12 protein-coding genes are annotated in these 9731 nt (G+C 65.2%); all 12 read right to left on the reverse strand.

Translation table 11 applies throughout. The features are described from left to right. Positions 1 to 442 (reverse strand): ATP-binding cassette domain-containing protein (locus PGX04_RS03395; protein ID WP_273737224.1); only part of this gene is annotated, 442 nt, incomplete at its 3' end. A 34-nt stretch (positions 443 to 476) separates the two neighbouring features. Further along, positions 477 to 1148 (reverse strand): ABC transporter permease, encoded by a 672-nt coding sequence (locus tag PGX04_RS03400; protein WP_273737225.1) that lies wholly within the window; start codon positions 1146 to 1148, stop codon positions 477 to 479. Between the two features lie 39 nt (positions 1149 to 1187). Then, a complete protein-coding gene (locus PGX04_RS03405) occupies positions 1188 to 2108 on the reverse strand; it encodes an ABC transporter substrate-binding protein (protein WP_273737226.1) in 921 nt (306 codons plus the stop codon). Between the two features lie 222 nt (positions 2109 to 2330). Further along, the gene (locus PGX04_RS03410; protein WP_273737227.1) at positions 2331 to 2738 is read right to left on the reverse strand and encodes a hypothetical protein; all 408 of its coding nucleotides are present in this window, start codon (positions 2736 to 2738) and stop codon (positions 2331 to 2333) included. A gap of 90 nt (positions 2739 to 2828) precedes the next feature. Next, complete coding sequence (locus PGX04_RS03415) at positions 2829 to 3743, reverse strand: hypothetical protein (protein ID WP_273737228.1); 915 nt, start codon at positions 3741 to 3743, stop codon at positions 2829 to 2831. Between the two features lie 90 nt (positions 3744 to 3833). Then, positions 3834 to 4790: a hypothetical protein gene (locus tag PGX04_RS03420; RefSeq protein WP_273737229.1), complete on the reverse strand. Its 957-nt coding sequence runs from the start codon at positions 4788 to 4790 to the stop codon at positions 3834 to 3836. A gap of 44 nt (positions 4791 to 4834) precedes the next feature. Next, a complete protein-coding gene (locus PGX04_RS03425; protein WP_273737230.1) occupies positions 4835 to 5320 on the reverse strand; it encodes a hypothetical protein in 486 nt (161 codons plus the stop codon). Then, positions 5317 to 6345 carry a hypothetical protein gene (locus PGX04_RS03430; RefSeq protein WP_273737231.1) on the reverse strand — a complete coding sequence of 343 codons (1029 nt, stop codon included), beginning with the start codon at positions 6343 to 6345 and terminating at the stop codon, positions 5317 to 5319. The genes PGX04_RS03425 and PGX04_RS03430 overlap by 4 nt, the downstream gene beginning before the upstream one ends. Before the next feature lie 110 nt (positions 6346 to 6455). Next, positions 6456 to 7760 (reverse strand): outer membrane protein assembly factor BamB family protein, encoded by a 1305-nt coding sequence (locus PGX04_RS03435; protein WP_273737232.1) that lies wholly within the window; start codon positions 7758 to 7760, stop codon positions 6456 to 6458. A gap of 2 nt (positions 7761 to 7762) precedes the next feature. Continuing rightward, positions 7763 to 8134, reverse strand: a complete 372-nt coding sequence (locus PGX04_RS03440) for a DUF3209 family protein (RefSeq protein WP_273737233.1) — start codon at positions 8132 to 8134, stop codon at positions 7763 to 7765. A gap of 94 nt (positions 8135 to 8228) precedes the next feature. Continuing rightward, entirely contained in the window at positions 8229 to 8600 is a 372-nt protein-coding gene (locus tag PGX04_RS03445; protein ID WP_273737234.1) for a hypothetical protein, read from the reverse strand. A gap of 42 nt (positions 8601 to 8642) precedes the next feature. Further along, a partial coding sequence (locus PGX04_RS03450; protein WP_273737235.1) for a CbiX/SirB N-terminal domain-containing protein occupies positions 8643 to 9731 on the reverse strand: 1089 nt, incomplete at its 5' end.

The following is a 9731-nucleotide window of genomic DNA, read 5'->3' on the forward strand; positions in this document are numbered from 1 at the left end:
ACGCGTCGCGGAGGCCGACCAGCTCGAGCGCCTCGAGCGTCCGGTCGTCGACAGTCGGCCGGCTCCGGATCCACCGGTCCGCGAGTCGTCGGACGAATTCCTGGACGCGGTGCAACCACGACCGGCGAACCCGCCGGCCGATATCGACGTTGCGCGCCACCGAGGTCTCGAACAGGCTCGCCTGCTGGAAGACCATGCCGATTCGCCGCCGGCACTCGAGTCGATCGTCTCGCGACAGCGACCACGGATCCGTCCCGTCGCAACGGACGACACCGTCGGTCGGTCGCTCGAACAGCGCGGCCAGCCGCAACAGCGTCGTCTTGCCGGCCCCCGAGGGGCCGATCACCGTCACGATCTCGCCGGACCTGAGAGTTAGCGAGACATCTTCCAGAATGTCCGTGTCGTCGACGCCGTAGGACGCGTGCTCGAGCTCGAGGTTCATCGCCGATCGACCTCCATTGCAGTCGCTCGAATCATTATCGACCTCCGAGCCGCAGGACGATCCCGTTGACGAGCAAGACGAGGACGAGCAACACCGCGCCGAGTATCAGCGCTGTTTCGAACTCCCCCTTTCGCACTTCGAACTGGATCGCCGTGGTCAGCGTCCGGGTCTTCGAGGTCCCGTCGGCGTAGGCGATGTTGCCACCGACGATCAGGACGGAACCGACCTCGCTGATCGCGCGGCCGAAGCCGGCCAGGATCCCGGTGATGACGCCGTACCGCGCTTCCTTGAGGGTGACCAGTGCGACGTCGGCTCGAGTCCCCCCGACGCCGTAGGCAGCGTCCCGGACGGCCTCGTCGACGCTCTCGACCGCGGAGAGCGCGACGCCGGTGATGACCGGCGCGGCGAGTACGAGTTGCGAGATGATCATCGCCTCCGGCGTATAGATAAGATTCAGCGTTCCCAGGGGTCCCTGATTCGAGAGAACGTACCAGACGAGGAGTCCGACGACGACGCTCGGAAACCCCATCCCGGTGTTGATGACGGCGGTGACGAACCGCTTTCCGCGGAAGTCCGCGAAGCCGACGGCGAAGGCGATCGGGAGGCTCACGACGGTGCTCAGCACGATTGCGGTCAGACTGACCGTCAGCGATATCCGAATAATGCTCCGGAGATAGGTCGGATCGGAGAGCGCGTCGAATGGCATTGGGAGTGAAATGGACCGGGCAGATGGGCAGGCTGGAACTCACTCGTCCGACGAGTCGGGCTGCCATCCCTCCGGCACGTACTGCTGGAAGTTCGGATTCTCCGACAGGGCCTCGGGATAGAACAGCTGTTCGCCGTTCGCGGTGAAGTCCTCGATGACCTCCTGTCCGTCGGGACTCGTCACGAAGCCGATGTATGCTATCGCGAGCTGATAGTTCACGTTCGAGTGGATCTCGGGGTTGACCGCCATGATCCCGTAGGGGTTCGCGAGCAGCTCCGGCCCGCCCTCGATCGGACCCTGAACCAGGATCTCGAGGTCGATGTCGTCTCGCGAGAGGTACGTGCCCCGATCGGCGAGCGTGTAGGCTCCCGCCTCGTTCGCGTGGGTCAGCGTTTCGCCCATTCCCTGACCGAGTTCCTGATACCACTCGCCGCCGGGCTCGATGCCGGCTTCCTCCCAGATAACCAGCTCTTTGGTGTGTGTCCCGGACTCGTCCCCGCGGGAGACGAACGCCGCTTCCGCGCTCGCGATAGCGTCGAAGGCGGCCACCGCACCCTCGGCGTCGCTCGCGCCCGCCGGATCGTCGCTCGGGCCCACGATCACGAAGTCGTTGAACATCAGGTCACGTCGGTTGACGCCGTATCCCTCCTGCATAAACTCGTCTTCGCGCGAGCGGGCGTGAACCAGAATAACGTCGGCGTTCCCGTTACGAGCGGACTCAATGGCTTGCCCCGTTCCCTGGGCGTTGGCCGCGACTCGCGTCCCGAACCGTTCCTCGAACGCCGCGTTGAGTTCATCGAGCAGTCCCGTCGCTTCCGTGCTCGTCGTCGTCGCGAGCGCGAGTTCCTCGCCGGCGATCGATCCCTCGCTCTGGTCGTCCCCGAGTCCGAGACAGCCGCCAACGGCAGCGGCGATCCCCGCTGCACTCGCCCCGAGTAGCTCTCGTCGTCGATATTCCATATCGGGAACAACGATGGATCACAGTGTGATAAACGTACCGCTCAAGGGATCCGACAGCGGTTACCGAGACCGCTCTCGGACTCGATGCGAGTGGAACCGTAACTGTATCCGGTTACAGTGAGACGATCGACCCAATCGACGCTCGGTCAAAACTAGTCGGACTGCGCCAGCGCTACCACGACGTTCCGGACGGAGCGCATGCTCGTCGCGATCGACATGATCTCAGCCATCAGCGCCTGCTGGGACACCGTCGGAATAGATCCGATACTCCACTTGCATCCTCTCCGCCTCGCACAGCTGACAGGAGACGCCGTCCTCGTCGAGGAACGTGTAAAATCCGGGCGTCGCCGCCAGCATCGGCCCGACGTACTCGAGCAACTCGTTCCGTCGCTGATCGTCGTGGAGCAGGTTTCGAGCCCGCTCGGTGTCGAACCCGCACCGGCCGACGGTCCGAACCGGGCCGAACTCGGACTCCGTGACGACGTGGACCGGCAGCTGCGAGAGCTTGACCTGGAAATTGAATTCGGTGTCCTCGTCGGTGCGGGGAGTCACGTTTCGGATGGCCGTGTCGTCCAGCCAGTGGCGGAGCTGGGTCTCGCTGCTGTGTCTCGTGATATGCGGGCCGTACACGAATAACTGGATACGCCTTCAGCGGAAGCGTTTCTGTTCCCGGCGCTCTCGTCCTCAACATCTCGAGGCCGGAGCCGGAATCGATCCGCGCTATCCGTGCTTGTCCGGCATCGTCGAGTGCCGCGTCGTCGTGCGCATATCCGCCCGTTTGGACGGTGGCGGTGCCATCGTGGAGTGGCGGCTGGGTCCGCCCGACGCCGTTCCGCGATCCTCGTCGCCGCCGAGTCCCGATCCCAGAAGTCCCTCGTCGTCCCCGTCAGCGTCCTCCTCGTCCGCTGTATCGTCGGCTGTTTCTTCTTCGTCTGTTGCTTCTTCGGCTGTGGCTTCGTCAGCGGTCTCAACGTCGGCGTCCTGGGCGTCGCCTGCGGTATCGGTATCGGCGCTTCCGGCGCTCGCCGACTCGAGTCGCTCTTTGAGTTGCTGGACGTCGTCGCCGAACTGCTCGAACGAAGATTGCATCGACGACCGGAGGCGGTCTCCGAGATCGTCAGCCGTCTCGTCCGCTTCCGACTCGACCGCCTCGTCCTCGGAAGCCGTCGACTCGTCGTCCGGTGTGTCCTCGTCGACGTTGTTCTCCTCCGTCTCCGCCTCTTCGTCGGCACCGGATTCGGCCCGTTCGCTCATCGTCTCTCGAAGATCACCGACAGCCCCTTCAAAGCTACCGTCGTCGGCCCGGTCGGCGAGTTTTGCGAGGTGGAGCAACCGCCGGAGATCCTCGAGATTCTCCTGCTCGCCGCGAGCGATGGCCTCCGGGATCGAATCCGGTTCGGAGCCGTCTTCGAGCGTGTCCAGTCCGACCGCCGCGAGCAGTTCGGCTGGGTCGGCCGACTCGAGGAGGTCGCTCGCCTCCCGGGCGGTCTCGAGGAGGTCCCGCTCGGCCGATTCGCGCTCGTCGCTCGAGTCATCCTCGCTACCCGAATCGCTGCTGGAAACGATCGATCCGCTGAACGCGTCGGCCTCGTTCAGTACCTCGTGCACTCGATCGTGGAGTTGTGAGTCGCTCATCTCTGGCTTTCAGATAGCACCGCCGTGTCGTGTGCGGTCGTCGGATCGGGAGCGACGGAGTGCAGTCGATCGTCTCGTCCACGGTAGCCGTCACTCGGCTTCAGCTTCCGCTTCCGATTCCTCGTCCGGGTCGGAGTCCGACCCCTCATCTGTGACCGCCTCGATGATCTCGTCGGTCATCTCCTCTCGGCTGAGGTTCGCCTTCACGCCGACGTCCTTCGCGACCGACTGCAGATCGCTGTAGGACATCACGCCGAGGAAGTCCTCGAGCGTGTCCGTCCGGAGATCCTCGAGATCCTCCGCGGACGGCTCATCCTCACCCGCTTCGGACGGTTCGGCTTCGTCGGTCGATTCTTCGCTTTCGTCAGCCGTCTCGTCAGCTTCGTCAGCCGATTCGTCAGCTTCGTCGCCCGTCTCTTCGCCGTCCTCGCTCCCTCCGCCGACCGTCTCTTTGGCTTTGCTAGCAGCTTCTTCGGCCGATTCTTTGGCCGTATCGGCGGCCTCTTTGACTGACTCCGTGGTGCTCGTTCCCTCGCTTTCAGTGCTGTCGTCCTCCTGTGTGTCCGTTTCGTCCGTCTGCTCTTCGTCCTCGGATTCCGCTTGCTCCTCGCTCTCGGATTCGTTCTCGTCGGTCTCGTCGGTGTCGTCGCTCTCGTCGCTTCCAACGCCGTCGAGGAGTCCCTCGAGACTGCTGCCGTCGGTCACGCCCGTGGCCATCGACTCGAGCGAGTCGCGGCCCTCCACGTTCGCGACCGACTCGCGGAGGGCGTCCCGAATCGCCGTCGAGAGATCCGTTCGGATCTCGTCGAGTTCCTTTCCTTCATCGACGCCCGCGGCGATCGTTTCGTGGATCTCCCGACCGATGGCCGCGCCGACTTCGCGCCCGAACCGTTCGCCGAACTGGCGACCGACCGCAGCGCCGACTTCCCCGCCGTCGATGTTGTCCTCGAGACTCCCGTCACCGAGCATATCAGCGACGTCGAGCTGATTGCTGACCTCATCGGCAACCATACTCTTCAGTCCCGATTCGTTACTCACAGTGACCACCTCGAGTCGGCCTGCGGAGCGAGTGCATTCCCTGAATCACGGTCTTAGTCCTCGGCTTCGGCCGTCTGCGCTGATTCGTCGTCCGCCGATTCCTCGCTCTCGTCGGCATCGTCCTCGGATTCGTTCTCGCTGCTCTCGTCGTCACTCTCTTCCGCACCTTCTTCGTCCGCGTCGTCCGCTTCGTCTGCCTCCTCGCTATCCTCGGCGCTTTCGTCGTCAGATTCTTTATCCGCTTCATCGTCTTCCTCGCCGTCGTCGGCGCTTTCGTCGTCGGACTCCTCGTCCGTTTCATCCGCTTTCTCGCCGGAACTGAGGAGTTCGTCGACGACCATGTTCCCGATCGTCCGCCCGAGTGATTCGCCGATCGCCCGGCCGATGATCGCGCCGATCTGTCCGCCCAGCGCCTCTCCGAGCGGTTTGTCCCCGTCGATCTCGTCTTCCCACTCGGTCCCCTCGACCAGTTCGTCGACGTCGATGTTCTCGGTTATCTTCTCGGTATCGACCCGCTGTGTGAGTGACTCGTCGCTCATGATGTCGCCTCCGCCTGTGATGACTCCGACTGTCCGCCGCTCTCTTCGTCCCGATCCGGCTCGAGTTGCTCGAGTAGCTGTTCGAGCACCGCGCTAACGATCGCCGAGACGAGCTCCTCGGTGGGGACGCTCGGAACGAGCCCGGCCAGCTTCTCTCTCACCCAGCTCGCCGCTCCCATGACCCCGTCCTTCAGACGCTGTACCGCCGACGAAAGCGGACCGGGGGACTCGTCTTCGCTTTCGGACGCTTCTTCCTCTTCGGCGTCCGCCTCGCCCGCTTCCTCGCCCCCGCCGAAGAGCCCCGTGAGCTTTTCGACGGGCTTGTTCAGCAGGCTCTTGACGAACTCGATCGGCTTGCTCAACAGCGATTTCGCCGTGTCGATCATCGCGCCGGGGCCGTCCAGCAGCCCCGACACCGCCGACAGCAGATTGCCGAGCAGGTTGTTCTCGCCCGGTCGCGCCGAAACGTCCAGCGTCACCGGATCCAGATTGACCTCGAGTCCGAGCAGATCGAGGAACAGCCCGTCGAGGTCGAGGTGGAGGACGCCAGACGCGTCGTCGCCCTGGTAGACCTCGTCGGCACCCTCGACGTGGTACTCGTCTTCGTCCGCCTCGCCCTCGTCACCGCCCGCATCCTGCTCGCCGTCGCTTTCGGCTTCGATCTCCGGTTCTTCCGCCGACTCGCCTTTCGTCTCTGGCTCGTCCTCGGATTCCCCTTCGTCTTCAGCTTCTTTCGCATCTTCGGACTCCGTCTCCGCGTCTTCGGATTCGTCTTCCGACTCGGACGCTGCGCCTTCATCTTCGCCCCCCTCGTCACCCGCTTCAGGTTCCGATTCAGCGTCCGCCTCGCTCGAGTCGTCGTCTTGTTCGGCGTCGGACTCTTCCATCTCCGCCTGCCCACCGTCGGGCAGCACACGGCGTGGTCCGCCCGGCAACTCGGCTTCGTCGTGACGGCTCGAGGCATGTTCGGCTCCGTCGGGATCCGAACGTTCTTCGGCGCCGTCGGATGCGAAATCCTCGGTCATTATACGGAAACATAGACGAGAGAGAGCGTTGTGGGGGTTGGCCTTGCGTATGCGACTATCCGACGGGCTGCGGCAGAACATCCTGCGGGCGACCGAACCGATCGACCGCGTTACTCGAGCGAGCCGACGCGAAGCGCGTACTCGCCGCGCGTCTCGCCCTCGTCGTGGTACTCGACCGGCTCCTCGACGGCTGCGACCGTTCCGCTATCGACGGCCGCCGCCGTGGCGTTCCCAGCGAGGCGCTCGTAACCGCCCGCGCCGGACTCGAGGTCGAACCAGCGAACAGCGTGGGTATCCGGGTCGCGGACGCGGAAGTTCTGTGCACAGGGGGCAACGAGCCGCCCACCAGTGGCGGCCAGCCCGTGAACGAAGCCGCGGACCTCGTCGTCCCAGACGAGGTCCCCGTCGGCGTCGAACGCGGCGACGCGGTGTTCGTTCGGGTGTCGGCTCTCGGTTTCGCGGCTCTCGACCGCGTACGTGTTGCCGGTCACGAACGCCACTCGACCGTCGCTCGCGTAGGCGTGATTCGGGTACGCGTACAGCGTCTCGCTATCGATCTCGGTCTCGACGGCGAGGTCGACGTGCCAGCGCTCGGCACCGCCGGGACCGAGCAGGTAGCCGCGTTTGTCGCCGTGACTCGAGACGGCGATCGAGTCCCCGTCGACGGAAACGTCGCCGACGCGCCGGTCGCCGTCCGTTCCGGGGTCCCAGGTCCACTCGAGGTCGCCCGACCCCGCCTCGAGGACCACCAGTCCGGTGTCGTGCTCGCCCATGCACCGATTGTAACCGACCGCGAGCCGTTCGCCGGCCGCATCGAGATCGAGCGCGATCGGCGAGGCGTCGGTCTCGTACGTCCAGCGGACCGAGCCGTCGGCGTCGAACGCGTAGACGGTACTGTGCCACCGTCGAGTTTCGCCGTCGCGCTCGTAGCGTCGCGCGGCGGCGTACAGCCGCTCGTTGCCGTCGGCGTCGGTTCCGGTCTCGAGCGCGACCACGTACGGCAGGTAGAAGACAGTGTCCTTGACCGCCTCGCCGACGTCGTCAGCGGTGTCGTACCGCCAGCGCCGGTCGCCCGTCCCGGCGTCATAGGCTGCGATCGTTCCCGTTTCGCCGCGTCCGGCGACGATGATCGTCTCGTCGGTCTCGTCTCCGTCGGTTTCGTCCCCATCGCCCTCGAGCGACGCGATCCCGACCGCGTGGTCCGGATGATCGACGGACCACCGCGCCTCGAGCGAGTCAACATCGCGGGCGGTGACGGTTCCATCCCACGTCCCCGTGACGACGAGGTCTCCGTCCTCCGCAACGTGGACCGCAGATCGGGTCCACATGTGGCGGCTTCGGGCCGTCTCGATCTGGCCGAGCGGAACACCGCGGAACTCCACCGTACGTTCGGCTTCGGGTACAGTTTCGCTCATCGTCACTCCTCGACCGGGAACGTCTCGTGGAGCGTGTCGTGGGCATCGCCCAGCCCGTCTACGATACTTTCACCCTGCGCGCTCAGCCGCTGGACCGCTCGCTCGGCGTCGCGGACCGCCAGCAGTCGCCCGCGCGTGTAGTCGTATTCGGGGTCGTCGCTGTCCATCGACGCGACCTCCTCCTCTAAGTCGACCAGCGCAGCGTCGAGGTGGCGCTCGACTTCGGCGAGGCTGTCCGCTTCGGCGAGGCCCTGTATGGGGCCCTCAAGGTGGCCCTCGAGTTCGTTCTCCGCGTGATCGCGGGTGCTGTCGTCCCCGACGCCGAGGACGGTCATCAGTCCGAGTCGTAGCGCTTCGATTTCGTAGCAGCTCATGCGTGTCAGTAGTGGATTCTCGCTTTGTAGTCGATCGATTTCGGTGCGACTCCGTCGTGAGAAGACGTCAGAGGAGGCGATTCGGTCGGCGCGCTCACCGGGCGAACAGCGGTTCGCCGACGTCTTCGCGACGTCGGGCCGTCAGATACGTACCGACCAGAACGGCGATGGAGAGTACTGCGATGGCGAGCAGCACGTCTCCGTACAGTTCGGCATCCAGGAGCGGCTCCTGAACGGCCGAGAAGCCGAACGAGACGATGATGCCGTACGCGTACAGCGCGGCGATTCCCCAGCCGAGTTCCGGGAGCGTGCCGTCTCGCAGCGCGTACGCGACGACGGCGAGATACGCCGGCAGCACCAGCAGGTTGAGTACCATCGTCGCGTCCGGAACCGCGATAAATGCGGCGAACGCGACGAGGGGAACGTATCCCAGCGCGAGTACTTTCGGTCGGTGATCGCCGGCCATTACTGTCACTTTGTATGATATGTTCCATCAAAACCATTTCGATCACAACGTTTGGTCGACGAGGTCGCTGACGATCCGATCTCGATCCAGATGATCGCCGACGATCCGTTCGGCGTCGTCGTCTTCGACGTCGCCGTACCAGATCCCATCCGGATACACCGCGACCATCGGCCCGTCGCCGCAGCGTCCGAGACACGAGGAGCGGGTGATACGGGCGTCGCAGTGCGCTGAATCCCGGACTTCCTGGCGCAGGCGCTCGAGGACCGCCGGCGATCCCATCTTGGCACAGGTCTGGTTGGTACAGACCGCGACGTGCTTTTCGGGCGCGTCGTGGCTGTGCGGTTCGTCGTCGACGTCCTCGCGGTCGGCGTGGGCCTCCTGATGAGCCAGCGCGCGCAGCATGGCTCGAGCGCCGCCGACGTCCTCCTCGTAGCCCTCGAGATCGACCTTGTACTTGCACGTGTCACAGGACATCTCGACGCTCCCCGACCGCGCCTCCTCCCAGCGGTCGGCGAAGACGTCGAGCAGTCGTGAATCGGTCCCGAGCGGGTCGCCAGCGAGCGCGTCGACGTACGGATACTCGTCGTCGAAGTCGGCCGTCCAGTCCCGGACTCGCTGGGTGAGGACGCCGTCGCCGAGCATGTACGGAAGGACGACGACCGCGTCGGGCCGGTGCTTCGAGAGTCCGTGGAGGCTCTCCTCGAGCGTCGGCTCCGTGACGCCGATGAACGAAGCCTCGACGCGGTCGAACTCGCGACCCTCGTAGAGCAACCGTGCGAGCTTGTGCACGTCGCCGTTGGCGTCCGGATCGCTCGAGCCGCGGCCGCAGACGACGACGGCGACGTCCTCCTCCTCGCGGTCGACGCCCAACTCGCGCTCGACTTCGTCGGCGCGGTCGTCCAGCAGATCCAGAATCGCGGGGTGAACCCCCAGATGCGCGCCGTTGGCGATCTCGAGGTCGCGTTCGGCCCGGGCCTGTTCGATCGCCAGGGGAACGTCGTTCTTGACGTGGCTCGCGGCGAACAGCGAGCAGTGGACGACGGTGACCTGCGACGCGACGGGTTCGAGCCCCGCGAAGGCCTCGTCGATCGCCGGCTCCGCGAGCTCGAGGAACGCGGCGTCGACCGGGAT

This window comes from Natrinema soli (assembly GCF_028618695.1).

Bases quoted from the DNA above. Each gene is read 5' to 3' on its own strand.
- PGX04_RS03400 (WP_273737225.1), bottom strand. From the start codon at position 1,148: ATGCCATTCGACGCGCTCTCCGATCCGACCTATCTCCGGAGCATTATT.
- PGX04_RS03405 (WP_273737226.1), bottom strand. From the start codon at position 2,108: ATGGAATATCGACGACGAGAGCTACTCGGGGCGAGTGCAGCGGGGATC.
- PGX04_RS03415 (WP_273737228.1), bottom strand. From the start codon at position 3,743: ATGAGCGACTCACAACTCCACGATCGAGTGCACGAGGTACTGAACGAG.
- PGX04_RS03425 (WP_273737230.1), bottom strand. From the start codon at position 5,320: ATGAGCGACGAGTCACTCACACAGCGGGTCGATACCGAGAAGATAACC.
- PGX04_RS03430 (WP_273737231.1), bottom strand. From the start codon at position 6,345: ATGACCGAGGATTTCGCATCCGACGGCGCCGAAGAACGTTCGGATCCC.
- PGX04_RS03435 (WP_273737232.1), bottom strand. From the start codon at position 7,760: ATGAGCGAAACTGTACCCGAAGCCGAACGTACGGTGGAGTTCCGCGGT.
- PGX04_RS03440 (WP_273737233.1), bottom strand. From the start codon at position 8,134: ATGAGCTGCTACGAAATCGAAGCGCTACGACTCGGACTGATGACCGTC.
- PGX04_RS03445 (WP_273737234.1), bottom strand. From the start codon at position 8,600: ATGGCCGGCGATCACCGACCGAAAGTACTCGCGCTGGGATACGTTCCC.